The sequence below is a fragment of the Bradyrhizobium betae genome, assembly GCF_050632175.1.
In the GTDB taxonomy this organism is placed as follows: domain Bacteria; phylum Pseudomonadota; class Alphaproteobacteria; order Rhizobiales; family Xanthobacteraceae; genus Bradyrhizobium; species Bradyrhizobium betae_B.
Genome location: NZ_CP192576.1, coordinates 6,547,119 through 6,565,873 on the forward strand (window position 1 = coordinate 6,547,119; position 18,755 = coordinate 6,565,873).

Genomic DNA, 18,755 nt, shown 5'->3' on the forward strand with positions numbered 1-18,755 from the left:
CGTATCAGGATGGCTCATGTCGGGGTCGAGTTAACCGAAGTGGTGGGCGAGGCGACTTTTCAGTCCCCTCGCCGGTCCTCGTTGCTGGCCTCGCTCGAGCGCATGCTCGGTCTCGCCGTCGAAGTTCCGGCTGCGATCCTGGTCGTCGCCGAGATCGTGATCCTGTTTGCCGGCGTGGTCGCGCGCTATGGCGTGCACCGGCCGCTGATCTGGTCGGATGAGCTCGCCTCGATCCTGTTCCTGTGGCTGGCAATGCTGGGCGCGGCGGTGGCATTCCGCCGCTCCGAGCACATGCGCATGACCGCGATCGTCGCCAGCGCCAGGCCGGCAATGCGGGCTTATCTCGATCTGGTCGCGACCTGCGCGGCACTGGCGTTCCTGTTGCTGATCGTCTGGCCATCGGCGGACTACGCCTTCGAGGAAAGCTTTATCACGACGCCCGCGCTCCAGATTTCGAACATGTGGCGAGCCGCGGCGCTGCCGGCCGGCGTTGGCCTGATGGCGGTGTTCGCGCTGCTGCGGTTGCTGCGCGCCGCTGATCTCCGCATGGTGCTGACGGCCGTGATCACCGTTGCGGCCATCGTCGGGCTGTTCTGGCTGGGGCAGCCGTATTTGCGGCCGCTCGGCAATATCAACCTCGTCATCTTCTTCGTCGGCGTCGCCGGCTTCTGCGTCTTGGCCGGCGTTCCCATTGCATTCGGCTTCGGACTTGCGATCTTCGGCTATCTGGCGCTGACCACGCGCACGCCTGTGATGGTGCTGATCGGGCGGATGGACGAGGGCATGAGCCATCTTATCCTGCTCTCGGTGCCGCTGTTCGTCTTCCTTGGCCTCCTGATCGAAATGACCGGGATGGCACGGGCCATGGTGGCGTTCCTCGCAAGCCTGCTCGGCCATGTCCGCGGCGGCCTGCACTATGTGCTCGTCGGCGCCATGTACCTGGTCTCCGGCATCTCCGGCGCCAAGGCGGCCGACATGGCGGCGGTCGCGCCCGTGCTGTTCCCGGAGATGAAGCAGCGCGGGGCCAAGCCCGGCGATCTCGTCGCGCTGCTTGCGGCTACCGGCGCCCAGACCGAGACCATTCCGCCGAGCCTCGTGCTGATCACGATCGGTTCGGTCACCGGGGTGTCGATCGCAGCCCTCTTCACCGGCGGCCTGCTGCCCGGCGTTGTGCTTGCCATCACGCTCTGCATGCTGGTGTGGTGGCGCTACCGCCATGAGGACATGAGCCATGTCCGCCGCGCCAATGCGGGCGAGATCGGCAAGAGCCTCATCGTCGCCCTGCCCGCGCTCGCACTGCCCTTCGTGATCCGCTACGCCGTAGTCGAGGGCATCGCCACGGCCACCGAAGTCTCCACCATCGGCATCGTCTACGGCGCCGCGGTCGGCCTCCTCGTCTACCGACGTTTCGACTGGCGGCGGCTGTTTCCGATGCTGGTCGAGACTGCTGCGCTGTCGGGAGCGATCCTGCTGATCATCGGAACCGCTACGGGCATGGCCTGGGGCCTGACACAATCCGGCTTCTCGCGCTCGCTGGCTGCGGCCATGACAGGCTTGCCGGGTGGCGCGGCGACCTTCATCGCCGTCTCGATCCTGGCCTTCGTGGTCCTCGGCAGCGTGCTGGAAGGCATACCGGCCATCGTGCTGTTCGGGCCGCTGCTGTTTCCGATCGCGCGCCTCGTCGGGGTGCACGAGGTGCACTACGCCATGATCATCATTCTGGCCATGGGTATCGGGCTATTCGCCCCGCCGTTCGGCGTCGGCTATTATGCCGCCTGCGCCATCGGAAAGGTCGATCCGGCCGAAGGCATCAGGCCGATCTGGGGCTATCTGCTGGCGCTGCTGGTGGGATTGATCATCGTCGCGATCTTCCCCTGGATCTCGATCGGATTCCTGTAGAGGGCGGCGTTCAAGGAGGGTGTCGATGAGCGAGCGACAGAACCAGTATAATAGCGGCCTGGACAAGACCCCCGCCAACTACGTGCCGTTGACCCCGCTGAGTTTCCTCGCCCGCAGCGCGGCGGTCTATCCCGATCACGTCAGCACGGTCTATGAGGGCCGCAGCTTCACGTGGCGCCAGACGCATGAGCGCTGCAAGCGCTTTGCGTCCTGGCTTGCGGGCAAGGGCATCGGGGTCGGCGATACCGTCGCGGCGATGCTGCCGAACATTCCGGCGATGAACGAGGCGCACTTCGCGGTGCCGATGACGGGGCCGTACTCAACGCGCTCAACATCCGTCTCGATCTGCCTTCCATCGCTTTCCAGCTCGATCACGGCGGCGCCAGGATCATTCTGGTCGACCCCGAATTTTCCGGCGTCATCACCGATGCGCTCGCACAGATGAAGGGGCCGAAGCCATTCGTTGTCGATGTCGACGATGCGTCCTTCAAAGGCGGCAAGCGCATCGGCGAGATCGAGTATGAGGCCGCCATCGCGGAAGGCGATCCGGACTTCGTCGCAATCCCGCTGCGCGACGAATGGGACGCCATCGCACTGAGCTACACCTCGGGCACCACGGGCAATCCCAAGGGCGTCGTCACCCATCATCGCGGCGCCTATCTCAACGCCGTCAGCAACATTCTTGCCGGCAATCTCGGCCAGCACCCGGTCTATCTCTGGACCTTGCCGATGTTCCATTGCAACGGCTGGTGCTTTCCCTGGACCATGGCTGCAGCCGCCGGCATCAACGTCTGTCTGCGCAAGGTCGAGCCGACCAGGATCTTCGAGTTGATCAGGACGCACGGCGTCACCCACATGTGCGGCGCGCCGATCGTCTACAACACGCTGATCAACGCGCCCGATGCGCCGAAGGGCAGTGCCGTCCGCCGCGTGGTCGGGCTGATCGCCGGTGCAGCACCGCCGGTTGCGGTGCTCGAAGGCGCGGAAAACATCGGCATCAAGCTTACCCACGTCTATGGCCTGACCGAGGTCTACGGCCCCGCCTCTGTCTGCGCCGAGCAGCCGGGCTGGGACGAGCTTCCGCCCGCCGAGCGCGCGCGGATGAAGCGGCGTCAGGGCGTGCCCTACCCGCTCGAGGAAGGCGTCACGGTCATCAATCCGCAGACCATGCAGCCGGTGCCCCGCGACGGCGAGACCATCGGCGAAGTCATGTTCCGCGGCAACATCGTGATGAAGGGCTACCTCAAGAACGAGAAGGCGACCAAAGAGGCTTTCGAGGGCGGCTGGTTTCACACCGGCGATCTCGGCGTGCTCGACGAGCACGGCTACGTCACCATCAAGGATCGCTCCAAGGACATCATCATCTCCGGCGGCGAAAACATCTCGTCCGTCGAGGTCGAGGACATCCTCTACAAGCATCCGGCCGTGCTGTTCGCAGCCGTGGTCGCAAAGCCCGATCCGAAATGGGGCGAGGTGCCCTGCGCTTTCGTCGAGCTGAAGGATGGCGCAAGCGCGTCCGAAGCCGACATCATCGCGTTCTGCCGCACGCATATGAGCGGCTTCAAGACGCCGAAGGCGGTCGTGTTCGGACCAATCCCGAAGACGTCTACGGGCAAGATCCAGAAATTCCTGCTGCGCAACGAGGTTGGCTCGGCGAAGGCGATCACCGCCTGAGCGGACTCTCAGACACATTCGGAAACACGAACTGTGTCTGCACGATGATTGTGCGGCGTCCTGAAACCGATCGCGCGGGTTTGACGACAGCGCGACACGACAGGAAAAGATTGGAAAACGTTAGAGACGCATTTACGATTCAGCTCCGTCGGATTCTGCTGTTTCCCTATGTTTCGCCGCGCGGGCTGCGCGGCCGGCGACCGGCGCTGTTGGGGCGCTTCATGCGGTTGGTGTCGTGAGCGCGGACGTGCGTGCGCGTCTGCCGCTGCTGCTATTGACGGCCGGTCTGCTGCTGCCACGCGCGGCTGATGCGCAAGTGATGCGCGGAGTTCGGCGCGTTTTCGGGCGCGCAAGGATCTCGGATCGCCGCCCCCGAATGTGCAGGCCTACGGCTTCAGCAATGTTTCGGGCGCTGGATATGGCGCTCCGCAGGCGCAGGGTTTCCCGGGCGTCTGGTTCGGCAATGGTGGTGGCGTACAGCCGGGCTACGGCTGGAACGGCGAGCCGCAGCAGGGTCTTGCCGTCGATGCGCGGTTCGGCGGCCTGCGGCAGTCTTTTGGCGGCGGCACCGACCGCGCCTCGCGGAGCGAGACGATGCAGGCCACGTTTCTGGCGATGACGCAGTTCACGCAGACCCTGCTCGATCCCGCCATCGACGGCCGCGGCATCGCGCCGGCTGAATTCGACGCCGAACTCTCCGCCTACGCCGTGATGGGGAATGATCCCACGCACGGCGGCATCGGCCGCGAGGCCTATGCCGCGCTCTACGGCAAGCCCTCACTTGCGACGGCCCAATGGAGCGTCTGGGCTTCCCGCTTCGCCGGATCGCAGGTGTCGACTGGCGGCAGCGGCGCCGCCAGCCGGAGCTTTGGCACCGTGATCGGCGCCGACTACGCACTCTCGCCGCAGACGCGGATGGGCTTCGCGCTCGCCGGCGGCGGCACCGGCTTTGCCAACAATTTTTCGAGCGGTCGCTCCGATTTGTTTCAGGCCGGTGCCTTCGTCAGGCATTCGAATGGATCGGCCTATGTCGCAACCGCGCTCGCTTACGGGTGGCAGGCCATCACCGGCGATTATCAGGCGACGCCGGCAGGCACCGGCCAGCTCAACGAGGCCATCAACGCCAACGCCTATTCCGGTCGGCTCGAAGGCGGCTATCGTATTGCCACGCGCTGGCTCGGCATCACACCCTATGCAGCCGCGCAGATCACAACTTTCAGTCTGCCCTCCAATACGGCGCAGCCGGCCTACGCCGTCGATGCGTCGCCGGCCGCGTCCGGCAGCGACAGTTTCACCGACAGCCGCACCGAGCTCGGCCTGCGTACGAGCACGTCCTTCGCGTCGCTTGGTCGTGTGATGAATCTGCGCGGACGATTTGCCTGGGCGCATGATTTCAGCGCCGGGCAACCGATTCCGGCGGCGTTCCAGTCGCTGCCCGGCCAGGGACTTCTCGTCGGCGGCACCGCAGTTGCTCCGAATTCGGTCCTGACGGGCATGGCGCTCGAATTGCGCGCCGTGGACGGCTGGTCCGCCTCGGCAAATCTTGACAGTGAGCTGTCGAGCCTCGTGCGCTCCTATACCGGCAAGGCCATGCTGCGCTACGTGTGGTGACGCGGCCGGTTATTTGACGGCCGCGCGAGCGGGCCCCTCTCCGCTCGCGCGATGATCATCTCGCCGTCACATCTTTTTATAGGTATCGATCAAGGCCTGACCGTCAGCACCAGCCTTCTTGAGCCAGTCGGCGGTGAGTTGCTCGCCGACCTTCTGGAAGCCGGCCTTCAGCGCCGGGCTCGGCGGCTCGACCGCCATCCCCTTGGCCTTGAGCTGGTCGAGATACCAACTGGCCTTCTCTTGCCAGGCTTTCCAGCCGCGCGTTTCCGCAGTCGCGGCGGCCTTGAGGATGGCGTCCTGCGTGGGCTTGTCGAGCGCTTCGAACGCGGCCTTGTTGACGAAAGTGTAGTCCTTGGGGATCCAGGCCTGCACGTCGTAGAAATATTTCAGCGACTCCCAGGCTTTGGAGTCATAGCCCGTGCCGCCCGACGACATGAACGAATTCACCACGCCGGTGGCAAGGGCCTGTGGCAGTTCGGCCGCCTGGATCGTGACGGACTGAGCGCCGACCAGTTCGCCGATACGCGCCGTCCCGACGTTGTAGGCTCGCCATTTCAGGCCCTTCATGTCCTCAATCGTGGCGAGCGGCTTGTTGACATAGACCCCCTGTGGCGCCCACGGCACGACGAACAGGAGCTTGAGGCCCTGCGCGTCCAGCTTCTTGGCGATCAGCGGCTTCGAGGCCTGATACAGCTTCATCGCATCCGGAAAACTGGTCGCGAGGAACGGCACGACGTCGATGCCGAAGACGGGATCCTCGTTTTCATGGATCGACAGCAGCAGTTCACCCATCTGCGCCTGCCCGGTCACCACTGCGCGCTTGATGTCCGGTGCCTTGAAGAGCGAGGCGTTCGGGTGAACGGTGATCAAGAGCTTCCCAGACGTCGCGGCTTCGACGTCCTTGGCGAAGGCCACCAGATTTTCCGAATGGGGATTGTCCGACGGGTAGGCTGCCGGCAGATTCCATTTGGTTTGAGCATAAGCAGGCGCAGCCGCCAACACGGCGCCTGCGATAAGGGCGGCGCGGAGCAAATGAGACGTCATCGTACTTCTCCTCACGGTCAATTTCGAAAGTCTGGTGCGGTCAATCAGGAAAGGCAAGCTTGGGCAGGAACAGCACAATCTGCGGATATTCGGTGATGATGAATACGGCGGCAAGCAGTAGAACGAAGAACGGGAACGCCGCCCGTGCCACAGTGATGGTATCGCGGCCGCTCATGTTCTGGAGCACGAACAGGTTGAAGCCGACCGGCGGCGTGATCTGCGCCATCTCGACGTGGATGATGAGATAGACGCCGAACCAGACCAGATCGAGCCCGGCCTGCTTCACCATCGGCAGCACGATGACCGCGGTCAGCACGATCATCGAGATGCCGTCGATCAGGCATCCCAGAATAATGTACATGATGCTCAGGTAGAGCGCGAGCATGCCCGGCGTGAGTTGCTGTCCCTGGACCCATGTCGCAAGCGCCGCCGGAATGCCCGTATAGGCCATCGCGGCTGTCGTGTAGGCGGCGCCTGCCAGGATCAGCATGATCATGCAGGTCAGGCGCGTCGCGCTCATGATGCTCTCGAAGAAAGTCGCGCGCGTGAGCGTGCCGCTCCACCACGCCAGCAGCAGCGCGCCGGAGACGCCCCAGGCGGCGCATTCGGTCGCGGTCGCAAAGCCCAAAACGAGCGAGAGGAAAACGGCCAGGATCAGAACCAGGCACGGGGCGAGCTTGGCGGACTCTTGCAGCTTCCGGCGGAACGGCATCGGCGGGTCGCGCGGCGGTACCTTGTTCGGATTGAGCAGCGACCAGATGATGATGTAGCCGGAATAGAGCACCATCACGAGCACTCCCGGCAGGAAACCGCCGAGGAACACCTGAAGCACAGACACGTTCGCCGTGACTGCATAGACGACCATCGGGATCGATGGCGGAATCAGCAGACCGAGCGTGCCGGAGCCCGCCAGCGATCCGAGGCTCAGCCCCTTGTCGTAACCGCGCTTGTCGAGTTCGGGCAGCGCAATCTTGCCGATGGTCGCACAGGTCGCAGCCGATGACCCCGACACGGCCGCGAAGATGCCGCAGCCGATCACGTTCACATGCGTCAGCCGGCCGGGCAGCCACTGCACCCAGGGCGATAGGCCACGAAACATCTCTTCCGACAGTTTGGTTCGGAATAGGATCTCGCCCATCCAGATGAACAGCGGCAGCGCGGCCAGGGTCCATGACGAGCTTGCGCTCCAGGTGGTGGTCGCGAGCACCGAACCGAGCGGCAGGCTCGTGGTCAGCGCCATCGCAACGAAGCCGACGAGCCCGAGCGAAACCGCGATCCAGATACCGCTTCCGAGCAGCAGGATCATGACGCCGAGGAGGATGAACGACAGCTCGATCAAGCCGAGATTGGCCATGTCAACCGCCGCCGCCCTGCGAGATGCGTTCGATGAATTCGTCGGGCGTCTCGTCCGGCGAGCCCTTCTCGTAGCTCGGACGGTGCCCCCGACGACACGGACCATTTCGTCGATCAACGCGATCGACAGGATCACGAGACCGCCGGCAAAGCCGAGTTGGGGAATCCAGAGCGGAAGCGCCACGACGCCCTGCGCCACGTCGTTGAAGCGCCAGGAGTCGTAAGTCATCTGCACCGCATGTCGGGTGAAGTAGAGAACGAACGCCGTCGCGACGCCGAGCGCTACAATCTCCGCGACCTGTTTGGTCCGCCCGCGCAGGCGCTCCAGCAACAGACCGACCCGGATCATCTCGCCGCGCTTGAAGGTGTGGGCGAGGCCCAGAAACGCCATCGCAGCCATGCACCACGATGCAAAATCGTCGCCGGCCGGGATGTTGAGCGCAAACTGCCGGCCGATCGACATCACCATCATGATCGCGAAGATCGCAAACAGGAACACGCCGGCGGCGTAGCCGGCCCCGAGGTAGAGCATATCCAGGACGCGCCGGACCGGTCCAACGGAATATAATTCGTCGCCGTGCCCTGCCACGCGGCCCCCCATCCTCTTCCTGCGGCGCAATCGCTTGATTATCGCCGGCAGCCAACGTCTGCCCTTCAGACGTTAGACCAACACGATGATGCTTGCGAAAGCAAGGAGCATGCCGCCCTGCGGCGAACTTCCACTGTACAGGCTCAATGCGTCTCCAGCCGCAGCCCGTCATAAGCCGGTACCACGCCTGATGGCAGCGATTGCCGGATCACCTCGTAATCGACATCGGCGGTCATGTTGGTGATGACGGCGCGCTTCGGCTTGAAGCGTTCGATCCAGGACAGCGCGTCGTTGATGCTGAAATGGCTTGAATGTTGAGTGTAGCGCAGACCATCGACGATCCAGAGGTCGAGATTTTCCAGCGCACCCCAGCTCTCGCGCGGAATGTCGTTGAGGTCGGGCGTGTAGGCGGCGTTCCCAATGCGATAGCCCAGTGCCGGGATCTGGCCGTGCTGCACCAGGAAGGCCGTCATGGTCACGGCACCGCCCTTCCCCAGAATGGTCTGCTCTTCGCCCGCCTCGATCGAATGCCGCGTCAGGATCGGCGGATAGTCGCTGCCTTCCGGCGAAATGAAGCAGTAGGAGAAGCGCGACAGGATATCCTTCGCGGTCGATTGGTTGAAGTAGGTCGGGATGCGCTTGCGCATGTGCATCACCACCGAACGAAGATCGTCCATGCCGTGGGTCTGGTCGGCGTGCTCGTGGGTCAGGAACACCGCGTCGATGTGGTCCACATCGGTCGAGAGCAATTGCTCGCGCAAATCCGGCGAGGTGTCGATCACGATCCGTGTGGTGCCGTGCTCGGACTTCCGTTCGACCAGCAGCGAACAGCGCCGGCGGCGGTTCCTGGGATTACTGGGATCGCAGGCCCCCAGCCGAGTGCCGGGCGCGGTACACCGGCGGAGGAGCCGCAGCCCAGGATCGTCAGAGTCAGCGTCATGCGGCTCCCAATCTCATGCTTTCACCTTGGAGAACAGGCGGAAGAAGTTTTCGGTGGTCCGGCGTGAGATCTCCTCAAACGACACGCCGCGCGTCTCGGCGAGCACCTTTGCGACCTCGACCACATAGGCCGGCTCGTTGCGTTTGCCTCGAAACTTGCCGGGCGCAAGATAGGGCGAGTCTGTTTCAACCAGAATACGGTCAGTCGGCAGTTCGGCCGCCAGTTCGCGCAGGGCTTCCGACTTCTTGAAGGTCAGGATACCCGTGAAGCCGATGTAGAGACCGAGCGACACCGCCTTCAGCGCCAGTTCGCGCCCGCCCGTGTAACAATGCAGCACGGCACGAAACGATCCCTTGGCCGCCTCCTCTTCCAGGATGCGGGCGCAGTCTTCGTCCGCCTGGCGGGTGTGGATCACCAGCGGCAGACCAGTCGCGCGAGCGGCCGCGATGTGGGCACGAAAGCCCCGCGCCTGCGCCTCCGGCGAGCCATTGTCGTAGAAATAGTCGAGACCGGCTTCACCGAGCGCGACGACTTTTGGATGCGCCGTCAGCGTGATCAGCTCGTCCGGCGAAATGTCGTCCTCTTCATCCGCGTTGTGCGGATGGGTACCGACCGAGCAATAGACATCGTCGTAGCGCTCAGCGATCGCCAGAAGCTGGCTGAGCTTCCGCACGCGCGTCGAGATCGTGACCATGCGGCCGATCCCGGCCGCCCGCGCACGTGACACGATCCCGTCGAGATCCTCCGCAAAGTCCGGAAAATCCAGATGGCAGTGACTATCGACCAGCATCGCGCGAACGCCCTAAGCCGCCGGCTCGATGTAGCGCGGGAACGCCGGTGTCGGCGCCGGCAGCGTCGAGCCCGGTGCTATCCGTTTGGTTCCGCCGAGCATGGCGAAGTCGCGCTCGCCGGCGGGGATCCCGAGGCTGTCGAGCAGCAATCCCGCTGCGGCCGGCATCGCCGGCTGGGCGAGGATCGCGATCTGGCGCACGACTTCGGCGGTGACATAGAGCACCGTCTTCTGTCGCGCCGGATCGGTCTTGGCCAGCGCCCACGGCGCCTCGCCCGCGAAATAGCGGTTGGCTTCCGCGACCACCGCCCACACGGCGTTGAGCCAGTGATGGATCTGCTGCGTCGCCATCGCTTCGCGGCTCGCCGCGATCATGCCGTCGGCCATCGCCAGGATCGCCTTGTCGTTGTCACTGAACTCGCCGGGCTCCGGCAGCACGCCGGCCAATTGCTTGGCGACCATCGATAGCGAGCGCTGCGCGAGGTTGCCGAGGTCGTTGGCGAGATCGGCATTGATGCGCGCGACGATGGCTTCGTGGTTGTAGTTGCCGTCCTGGCCGAACGGCACCTCGCGCAGGAAGAAATAGCGCATCTGGTCGACGCCGTACTGGTCGGCGAGGTTGAAGGGATCGACGACATTGCCGACCGACTTCGACATCTTCTCGCCCCTGTTGAACAGGAAGCCATGCGCATAGACCCGCTTCTGCACAGGGATCCCGGCCGACATCAGGAATGCGGGCCAGTACACCGCGTGGAAGCGGATGATGTCCTTGCCGATGATGTGCACGTCGGCCGGCCAGTAGCGCCAGTTCTCGTCGCTCTCGTCGGGGAAGCCGACGCCGGTGATGTAATTGGTGAGCGCGTCGACCCAGACATACATCACGTGTTCTTCGTCGCCCGGCACCTTGACGCCCCAGTCAAAGGTCGTGCGCGAGATCGAGAGATCGCGCAGTCCACCCTTGACGAAGCTCACCACCTCGTTCTTGCGCGAGTCCGGTCCGATGAAATCAGGGCGTTCGGCGTAGAGCTTCAGCAGCTTGTCCTGATAGGACGATAGCCGGAAGAAATAGCTCTTCTCGTCGACCCAGTTGACCGGCGTGCCCTGCGGGCCGAGGCGTACGCCGTCGTCGTTCAGGCGGGTCTCCTCCTCGGCGTAATAGGCCTCGTCACGCACCGAATACCAGCCGGAATAGGTGTCGGCATAGATATCGCCGTTCGCCTCCATGCGCCGCCAGATCTCCTGGCTGGAGCGATGGTGCTGCTCTTCAGTGGTACGGATAAAACGGTCGAACGACACATTCAGACGCTCGTCCATCTCCTTGAAGCGGGCCGCGTTGCGGGCGGCCAGGGCGGACGGAGTGAGGCCCTCGTTCTGCGCGGTCTGGATCATCTTCAGGCCGTGCTCATCGGTGCCGGTCAGGAAGAACACGTCCTTGCCGTCGAGCCGCGCGAAACGCGCCAGCACGTCGGTCGCGATGGCTTCATAGGCGTGGCCAATATGCGGGACCCCGTTGGGATAGGCGATTGCAGTCGTGATGTAGAAGAGATTGCCGCGCGCGGGGGCGGCAACGGGCGGGGTGACCTGCGCCGCCACGACGGGATTCGGAACGCGCGGCGCCTTCGGCTTGGCAGCCTTCGGCGGCGTGGCGACAGGAGCCGGTGCGGCGGTCACGGCGGGAGCAGTCACCCTCGCCTTCCTGGCCACCTTCTTCGCTGGAGCCTTGTTTTCCCCGGAGGCCTTGGCCGGCTTGCTGGCGGTCCTTGTCTTCGAAGTCTTCTTGGCGACGACCTGCTTCTTCGCAGCTTTCTTGCCGGCCTTATTTGCCGTCTTCGCGGCGCTCTTCTTCACGCCCTTCTTTGCAGCGGCTTTCTTGCTTTTCTTGACCTTCTTGGCGGCCTTGGACGCGCGCGTCTTTGCAGCCTTCTTCGCGGCTTTCTTCACGGCCTTCTTGGCAGCCTTTTTCTTGCTGCTCTTGGCTTTGACGGTTTTCTTAGCTCGCGTGGCCACGACGAATTCCTTTACCGGCTTCTCGAAATTTGGAAACGAACCTACGTTAGGTCATTGGTTTGAGCATGATCCTCTTGCAGAACGGCTGCACACTTTTCCGGATCATGCTCTAGCGCGTTGCGTCCGCCAGCCAACCGAACACCGAAAAAACCAAGGGCTTTCGCTCCAGATTGTAGGTTTCGGTGTCGCGCGCGGCGCGGACGATCTTTTCCCATACCTCAGCTAGGCGCGCAAGGCGCGGCAGGTTCTGGTTGGCATTGGCCTCGTCGATATGCAGCCGTTCCGCGATCCAGCGGTCGATGCCGTCGACGAAGGCCGCCAGCGCGACGCGGTCGCTGGTCCCGAGCGAATCGCCGAGCGTGTGCAATTCGCGCGGATCGACCTGCGGAAGCTTCGCCAGCAGCGCCGCCGTGCGCTGCTGAAGCTTCAGGGCATCACCGCCGAGCAGCGTCAGTGCCCGCGCGACGCTGCCTTCGGAGGCTTCTGCCGCGTCGCGCAAGGCGGGATCGTTCGGATCGAGGTCGGCGGCGGCCGAGGCTGCGGCAATCACGTCGTCGGTTGCGAGCGCACGCAGGCGCAGCTTGCGGCAGCGTGACTGAATCGTGGCGAGCACGCGTGCGGGCGCGTGGCTGACCAGCAGGAACAGCGATCGCTGCGGTGGCTCCTCGAGAATCTTCAGGAGTGCGTTGGCCGCATTCGGATTGAGCTCGTCGACGGTGTCGACGATGCAGACGCGCCAGCCTTCGGCCGCCGCGGTCGAGCCGAAGAAGCCGATCGTCTCGCGCGTTTCGTCCACGGTGATCACGGTGCGCATCACGCCGCGGTCGTTGGCGGTGCGCTCAAGCGTCAGCAGGCCGCCATGGGAGCTGGCCGCAACCTGCCGCGCCACGGCGTCGTCCGCGTCGATCGCAAGAGTCTCGGCGCTCTGCACGGAAGGCGAAAGCGGCTGGCCGCGGGCGAGCACGAAACGCGCCATCCGGTAGGCCAGCGTCGCCTTGCCGATCCCCTGCGGCCCACCGATCAGCCAGGCATGCGGAATGCGCCCACTGCGATAGGCCGCGAGCAATGCCGCTTCGGCTTCGTGATGGCCGAACAGCAGGCTCGTCTCGCGCGGATGCGGAATCGCGGACTCGCGCTCGACTGGACGCCGGCTCATGCGGACACCACCGAAGCGGGTGTCGGCAGCAGGCGGTCGCGCAGCGCCGTCCAGACGCGTGCGGCCACCGTGTCGGGATCGGAGTTGGCATCGATCAGCACGCAGCGGTCAGGATCGTCCGCAGCGATCTTGCGATAGGCTTCGCGCAGGCCCTGGTGGAAGCTGAGCTTCTCGCCCTCGAACCGGTCGGGCGTGCCGCCGCCACGACGCGCTGCCGCGCGCTGCAGGCCGATCTCGACGGGCAGGTCGAGGATGATGGTGAGGTCCGGCTTGAGATCACCGATCGTGACTCGCTGCATTGCGTTGATGAGGCCGACCGGAACGCTGCCGAGACTCCCCTGATAGGCGCGCGTCGAGTCGGCAAAGCGGTCGCACAGAACCCATGCGCCCTGGTTGAGCGCGGGCTGGATCACGGTGCGGACATGGTCGTCGCGGGCGGCGGCGAACAGCAGCGTCTCGGCCTCGGGTCCAAGCAGTTTGCCCATGCCCGACAGCACCAGATGGCGCATGATCTCGGCGCCCGGCGAGCCGCCCGGCTCGCGCGTGACGAGGGTGCGCATCCTCGCCGCCTTGAGACGGTCGGCGAGCTTCCTGATCTGGGTCGACTTGCCCGTCCCCTCGCCACCTTCAAAGGTCACGAAGCGTCCCCGTCCGGACGGCCGCTGTACCGCGCGTTCACTCATGATCAGAGCTTCTCGGCGCCCGCGCGGAACATGCCGATCACGAGTTCGCTGGCGCCGTCGATCGCGCGGCGCATGGTCGAACCGGTGCCGACCGCTTCGGCCGCGTAGACCGGCGTCTCCACCGCTATGTTGCCGCTGCGCCAGACCCTGACCACGCCGACCTTCTGGCCGGCCTCGACCGGGGCGCGCACCGGACCGCTATAAACAACGCGGGCGATCAGCTTATCGCTGCCGTTCTTGTGCACCATCACCTTCACGGGCGTCTTGGCCACCAGCTTCACCGAGCGACTCTCGCCACCGAACAGCTTGGCGTAGCCGACCTGCTGGTCGGCCGCGATCAGCGTGCGGGTCTCGAAATTGCGAAAGCCCCATTCCAGCATCTTCTTGGCTTCCGTGGCGCGATCTTCGGGATCTTCCAGGCCGTTGACGACGACGATCAGCCGCGTGCCGTTCTGTACCGCCGAGCCGACCATACCGTAGCCGCCTTCCTTGGTGAACCCGGTCTTCAGTCCATCAGCGCCTTCCATCGAATTAAGCAGCGGATTGCGGTTGGGCTGGCGGATCTTGTTCCAGGTAAACTCCTTCTCGCCGAACAGTTTGTAGAATTCGGGGAAGTCCAGGATGATGTGCCGGGCAAGAATGCCGAGCTCGCGCACCGTCATCTTGTTGCCGGGGTCCGGCAGGCCGTTGGAATTGCCGAAGGTCGACTTCGTCATCCCGAGCTCGCGAGCGCGCTTGGTCATGAAGTCGGCGGCGAATATCTTCTCGTTGCCGGCGATGCCTTCGGCCAGCGCGATGCAGGCGTCGTTGCCGCTCTGGATGATCGCGCCGTGCAGGAGGTCGTCGACCGAGACCTTGCTGTTGATGGCCGCGAACATGGTCGAGCCGCCCGACGGCGCCCTGCCCTTGCGCCACGCATTCTCGCTGATCCGGTACTCGTCGCTCAGCTTGACGTCGCCCCTTCTGACGGCGTTGAAGACAACCTCCGCCGTCATCAGCTTCATCATGCTGGAGGGCGCGCGCAGCTCGTCGGCGTTCTTTTCGAACAGCACGCTGCCGCTGGAGGCCTCGATCAGGATCGCGGTGGGCGCGTCGCCGTCGAAGCCGGACTCCTCCGCCTTCTTGGCACCCTGGACGCTTTGGTTGGCAGCATAAAGCGCCCCGCCCGAGCCGATGCCCGCCATGAGAACCGCAGCAATCAGTCCGCGCGCCAGCATTGCGCCCGTGAACCGGTTGCGACGAAGCGGAAAAAGACGAAATGCCATGGCCTAGCCCTGAGAGCGGCGTTCTAACAGTTGGAACCTTCGCGAACAACACGAGGCTGGTTGCCGGAACCCGAGATTGCACGATTCTCGCTGCGCCCCTATCGTGGCACCTCATATTTCTCGACCAAACCCCTGAAACAAGGCGGAAAAGCGATGTTGTCCACCCGTATGATCAAGGCCAACGGGATCGATCTGTTCATCCGCGAAGCCGGCCAGGGTCCGCTGGTGGTGCTGTGCCACGGCTGGCCCGAGCTGTCGTACTCCTGGCGCCACCAGATCCCGGCACTTGCGGGTGCCGGTTTCCACGTGGTCGCTCCGGACATGCGCGGCTACGGCCAAAGCGCGGCGCCGGAGGACGTCACCGCCTACTCGATTTTCGACACGGTCGGCGACGTCGTCGGCCTGGTGCAGGCACTCGGCGAGACCAGGGCCATGGTGGTCGGCCACGACTGGGGTGCACCGGTGGCCTGGCACGCGGCATTGTTCCGGCCCGATATCTTCACGGCGGTCGCGGGGCTGAGCGTACCGCCGCCGTTCCGCGGCCGGGGCAAGCCGCTCGAGCTCGTTACGCAAGGGCGGCGTCACCAATTTCTACTGGCAGTATTTCCAGACGCCCGGCGTTGCCGAGGCCGAGTTGGAGCATGACGTCGCCCGGACCATGCGCATCGTGCTGGGCGGACGCGGCCTTGCCGATCCCAGCGCCGCCATGTTCGTGCAAGACGGCAAGGGCTTTCTCGGCCATGGCAATCCCGAGGAGCCGCTTCCGGACTGGCTCAGCGAGGCTGAGCTCGCCAATTTCACCGAGACGTTCCAGAAATCCGGCTTCCGTGGTGGGCTGAACTGGTATCGCAACCTCGACCGCAATTGGGAGCTGACCGCCCCCGGGCAGGATGCGCAGATTCACCAGCCCTCGCTGTTCATCGCCGGCTCGAAAGACGCCGTCATCACAGGTCTGATCGGCGCCAAGCGCGTCAACGAACTCGAGCGCGTGCTGCCTAACCTCACGCGAAAACTGATCATCGATGGGGCCGGCCATTGGGTGCAGCAGGAGCGGCCCGACGAGGTCAACGCGGCGTTGTTGACGTTCCTGCGCGAGGCGGCGGCGCGCTAGGCCAGGTCCTTTCTCATCGCGATGTGCGCGGCGCCCGCCTGCCCGGTCTCGGTGAATCCGTGCCGCAGGTAAAACCGGCGCGCAGCCAGATTGCCCGTGAGCACCGAAAGCGTCAGCGCCCCGACACCCCGTTGTCGTGCGCTCGCCGCGAGAGCATCGATGATCTCGGAACCGAGGCCGCGACCGCAATCGGCCGGCTTCAGCGCGATGTCGATGATGTGCCAGCGCTCGCTTGCGCAATGAAGCAGCAGCCTGCCGACAACCGCCGCTCGCTGCATGATGATCAGCGAGATCGCATCCGGAAATTGCGCGGCGTAGGCCTCCGACTGGCTGTTGAATTGCTGCGCGATCACCTTGTCGAGGAGCGGCCCTGACAGACCCGTGGCCAGGAATTGTCGCCTGCACACCTCTCCGAACAGGTGCCGGATGAACGATGCGTCGGTTGGGATGGCCGGTCGTAGCCGCAGAGCAGAGCCGTTCGGGACGATGTCGAATGACACCCCTTCAATCATGCCGTCGCGTGATCCCGATTGATCAGGAATTATTGAAGGAGGGGAATATGCCGGCATAGGCGATACACCAGATCAAGGCCTCGGTCGGCTGCATGTTGTCGTGGGGCAGTCCCTGTCCGGTCATCGTGACGGCATTGGCCGACAAAGTAAGCTCGCCGGGCGGGGCCACGAAGCCGTTGAAACTCGGGTTGAGTGCGACCATGTTCATTCCCGTTCCGGGACCGGGCGCGGCGTTCTGCGCTGCGCTGCTGCCAAGCTGGAGCGCGTGCGTATGCATCGCCATGTTGGCGCTGGTCAGGCTCACCTGGGCACTGCCGACGGTCTCGCCGATGATGCGCGGCTGCAATCCCGGCCCGCTGCCCTGACTGATCGTGACCGCGCCATTCAAATTAGGCAGAGCGAAATTGGTTGTTCCGTTGCCGCCGTAATAGGTGCCGATGAGCGCGAACAGCGGGGTGAAGCCTTGCAGCGCGAGGAGCTGCCCAAAGCAGGGCAGCCAGGCGTTGTTGAAGCCGCCGGTCGCAAAGGGAAACGGAAACGCCTGGATTTCGCCGATGAAGGGATCTGACATGTTGGCCTTCCTTGAGACGGATGCAACGCGAACGGCCTAGCCTGGTGACGGGAAGATGCCGGCGGTACAGATGCAGTAATTGGCAACGACGGTCGGCATCATGTTGTCGTGCCCGATGCTCTGGCCCGCCGGAGTGACGCAAGCGGCCATCGTCGCGTACGGAGCGGCATCGATGACCGGAGCGTAGAGATTGCCGGATGAACTTGTTGCCAGGTGCACGGTCGGACCGGGTGTCGCCGTGGTGCCGGTGGCCGTCGAAGACAGCAACGCATGACTATGCGTCGGCATCTCCGTCTCGACCAGCGTATGCGCTTCCTCTCCCGCCATCTGGCCCAGCACGTACGTGGGGAGGCCTGGCCCGTTGCCCTGGCCGATCGGAACGCGACCGCGCAGATCGGGAAGATTGAAGGTCTGCACGCCGTCGCCGCCGTAGGTCGTACCGATCACTGCATAAAGTGTGTCGAATTGCGAGATCGGCAGCGATTGTCCGCTACACGCCAGCCAGCCATCCGGGACGCGCGGAAATCCGAACAGCCGAATCTCGCCGATAAACGGATCTGCCATCTCGATATCTCCTGCCTTTGCGCGCCGGCAGGTCTATGCCGATGGACCTCGGGCGCCATTGCTCAAAGCCGTGAAATACTGGACCAGGTTTGCGGAAAATCCGCTCGGAGGAACGGTTAGTTTCGCGACGGATAGGTACCCTGCATCGCAATCAAATAGTTGATGACGAGATAGGGCTGCATGTTGTTGTGCGGTTGGCCACCGCCCTCGTTCACCAGATTCTGTGCCGACGGCCAATGGGGTTTCGGCACTGCCGGCCGTCAGGAAGATAAACCTGTCGGCCGGTGCGGTGCTCGTGGCGAAGATGTTGTTGTTGGGAGCGGCTCCCCGCCCCTGGCCGTTCGCAGCTGTCGCCTGGATCAGGTGATTGTGCTGCGGGAGCTGGATTCCCGTCATGTTGACCGACACCGATCCGCTGATCATGCCGACGGGATATTGCCCGCTGCCGCCGCTCGAGCCGAGTATGGCGCGACCGCGCAGATCCGGAAGCGCGAACGTCCTGACACCGTCACCGCCATAGTAAGTGCCGAGCAGCGAGAACAGCGCCTGATTGGTCTGGATTGCGAGCAGCGCTCCATTGCAGAGCGCCCAATTCTTGGGAATCGTCGCGCTGGCAAAGGGCATGATCTGCCCCATAACAGGCTGGTACGGCATGGTCCCTCCCCCGGGGTCAAGCGGATCGCCGCGTTATGATGTGTTGAGTATCGCCTTGGCAGTCGTGAAATTAGAAGATGAATTGCTATTCTCAAACGCGCTTAGATTGTTCTTCATCGAGCCGCCGAAGTCAAGCGCGCCCCGTTCCACTCCCTCAGAATGCACGCTTTGGTTGACGGACTTTTGCTCTCCGACTGAGCGCAGGATGAACCGGCTTTAACCTAAGGTTGTTGCATTCCCGCAACGGCTTGCGGGAAAGTGTAGCGGAACCCGACGCAACGATAGGTTTAATCCGTCTGCGCCTTGTCCCGTGACCTGCACGCGGCTTAATT

The 18,755-nt window shown here is 64.0% G+C and carries 13 protein-coding genes and 4 pseudogenes; 4 read left to right on the forward strand and 13 right to left on the reverse strand.

Annotated elements, in window-relative coordinates:
• Positions 1–9 precede the first annotated feature (9 nt).
• From ACQ86E_RS31530 to ACQ86E_RS31540, 3 genes and pseudogenes are all read left to right on the forward strand, one after another.
• Positions 10–1,899, forward strand: coding sequence for a TRAP transporter large permease subunit (locus ACQ86E_RS31530; RefSeq protein ID WP_431203268.1), 1,890 nt, complete (start codon positions 10–12; stop codon positions 1,897–1,899).
• 25 nt (positions 1,900–1,924) lie between these two features.
• Positions 1,925–3,573, forward strand: a pseudogene (locus ACQ86E_RS31535) (acyl-CoA synthetase).
• 378 nt (positions 3,574–3,951) lie between these two features.
• The gene (locus ACQ86E_RS31540) at positions 3,952–5,184 is read left to right on the forward strand and encodes an autotransporter outer membrane beta-barrel domain-containing protein (protein WP_431203269.1); all 1,233 of its coding nucleotides are present in this window, start codon (positions 3,952–3,954) and stop codon (positions 5,182–5,184) included.
• A 66-nt stretch (positions 5,185–5,250) separates the two neighbouring features.
• Here ACQ86E_RS31540 and ACQ86E_RS31545 read toward each other — a convergent pair whose 3' ends face one another.
• The 9 genes and pseudogenes from ACQ86E_RS31545 to ACQ86E_RS31585 all read right to left on the reverse strand — a co-directional run bounded on the left by ACQ86E_RS31545 (position 5,251) and on the right by ACQ86E_RS31585 (position 15,011).
• A complete protein-coding gene (locus ACQ86E_RS31545; RefSeq protein ID WP_431203270.1) occupies positions 5,251–6,228 on the reverse strand; it encodes a TRAP transporter substrate-binding protein in 978 nt (325 codons plus the stop codon).
• Between the two features lie 40 nt (positions 6,229–6,268).
• Positions 6,269–7,582, reverse strand: coding sequence for a TRAP transporter large permease (locus tag ACQ86E_RS31550; RefSeq protein WP_431206617.1), 1,314 nt, complete (start codon positions 7,580–7,582; stop codon positions 6,269–6,271).
• Between the two features lie 150 nt (positions 7,583–7,732).
• Positions 7,733–8,182 (reverse strand): annotated as a pseudogene (locus tag ACQ86E_RS31555) (TRAP transporter small permease); the annotation flags it as partial.
• Positions 8,183–8,313: 131 nt separating this feature from the next.
• Positions 8,314–9,110, reverse strand: a pseudogene (locus tag ACQ86E_RS31560) (MBL fold metallo-hydrolase).
• A gap of 13 nt (positions 9,111–9,123) precedes the next feature.
• The gene (locus ACQ86E_RS31565) at positions 9,124–9,900 is read right to left on the reverse strand and encodes a TatD family hydrolase (protein ID WP_431203271.1); all 777 of its coding nucleotides are present in this window, start codon (positions 9,898–9,900) and stop codon (positions 9,124–9,126) included.
• 12 nt (positions 9,901–9,912) lie between these two features.
• Positions 9,913–11,907, reverse strand: coding sequence for a methionine--tRNA ligase (metG, locus tag ACQ86E_RS31570; protein ID WP_431203272.1), 1,995 nt, complete (start codon positions 11,905–11,907; stop codon positions 9,913–9,915).
• A gap of 109 nt (positions 11,908–12,016) precedes the next feature.
• Entirely contained in the window at positions 12,017–13,063 is a 1,047-nt protein-coding gene (locus tag ACQ86E_RS31575; protein ID WP_431203273.1) for a DNA polymerase III subunit delta', read from the reverse strand.
• Entirely contained in the window at positions 13,060–13,746 is a 687-nt protein-coding gene (gene tmk, locus ACQ86E_RS31580) for a dTMP kinase (protein ID WP_431203274.1), read from the reverse strand. The genes ACQ86E_RS31575 and tmk overlap by 4 nt, the downstream gene beginning before the upstream one ends.
• A gap of 2 nt (positions 13,747–13,748) precedes the next feature.
• Positions 13,749–15,011: a D-alanyl-D-alanine carboxypeptidase family protein gene (locus ACQ86E_RS31585; RefSeq protein WP_431203275.1), complete on the reverse strand. Its 1,263-nt coding sequence runs from the start codon at positions 15,009–15,011 to the stop codon at positions 13,749–13,751.
• A 153-nt stretch (positions 15,012–15,164) separates the two neighbouring features.
• On the opposite strand from ACQ86E_RS31585, the pseudogene ACQ86E_RS31590 reads away from it, so the two are divergent.
• Positions 15,165–16,122, forward strand: a pseudogene (locus ACQ86E_RS31590) (alpha/beta fold hydrolase).
• Here ACQ86E_RS31590 and ACQ86E_RS31595 read toward each other — a convergent pair.
• From ACQ86E_RS31595 to ACQ86E_RS31610, 4 genes are read right to left on the reverse strand one after another with little or no spacing between them, the layout of a single operon-like run.
• Complete coding sequence (locus ACQ86E_RS31595; RefSeq protein WP_431203276.1) at positions 16,119–16,622, reverse strand: GNAT family N-acetyltransferase; 504 nt, start codon at positions 16,620–16,622, stop codon at positions 16,119–16,121. The pseudogene ACQ86E_RS31590 and the gene ACQ86E_RS31595 overlap by 4 nt on opposite strands.
• A 34-nt stretch (positions 16,623–16,656) precedes the next feature.
• Positions 16,657–17,205: a phage tail protein gene (locus tag ACQ86E_RS31600; protein WP_431203277.1), complete on the reverse strand. Its 549-nt coding sequence runs from the start codon at positions 17,203–17,205 to the stop codon at positions 16,657–16,659.
• A gap of 36 nt (positions 17,206–17,241) precedes the next feature.
• A complete protein-coding gene (locus ACQ86E_RS31605; RefSeq protein ID WP_431203278.1) occupies positions 17,242–17,769 on the reverse strand; it encodes a phage tail protein in 528 nt (175 codons plus the stop codon).
• Between the two features lie 33 nt (positions 17,770–17,802).
• A complete protein-coding gene (locus tag ACQ86E_RS31610; protein WP_431203279.1) occupies positions 17,803–18,423 on the reverse strand; it encodes a phage tail protein in 621 nt (206 codons plus the stop codon).
• Positions 18,424–18,755: the final 332 nt, after the last annotated feature.